The sequence below is a fragment of the Pseudonocardia charpentierae genome (assembly GCF_031845345.1).
GTDB lineage: Bacteria > Actinomycetota > Actinomycetes > Mycobacteriales > Pseudonocardiaceae > Pseudonocardia > Pseudonocardia charpentierae.
Genome location: NZ_JAVREJ010000119.1, coordinates 1 through 327, shown reverse-complemented (window position 1 = coordinate 327; position 327 = coordinate 1). Strand labels below are relative to the sequence as shown.

Here is a 327-nt window from a genome sequence, read left to right as displayed (position 1 = left end):
TGCCGACATCCACGGGTGCGGCGAAGGCGATCGGGTTGGTGTTGCCGCACCTGCAGGGCAAGCTCGACGGGTACGCGATCCGGGTGCCGGTGCCGACCGGGTCGGCGACGGATCTGACGGTGACCGTGCGCAACGAGGTCTCGGTTGCGGAGATCACCGACGCGTACCGGGCGGCGGCGGATTCGGCGCCGTTGAAGGGTTACCTGAAGTTCACCGATGCGCCGATCGTGTCCAGTGACATCGTGACCGACCCGTCGTCGTGCATCTTCGACTCGGGGCTGACGAAGGTGATCGGGAACCAGGTCAAGGTCGTGGGCTGGTACGACA

General features: G+C 66.1%; 1 pseudogene. It reads left to right on the top strand.

The features are described from left to right. A pseudogene (locus RM445_RS32130) lies at nucleotides 1–327 on the top strand (type I glyceraldehyde-3-phosphate dehydrogenase); the annotation flags it as partial.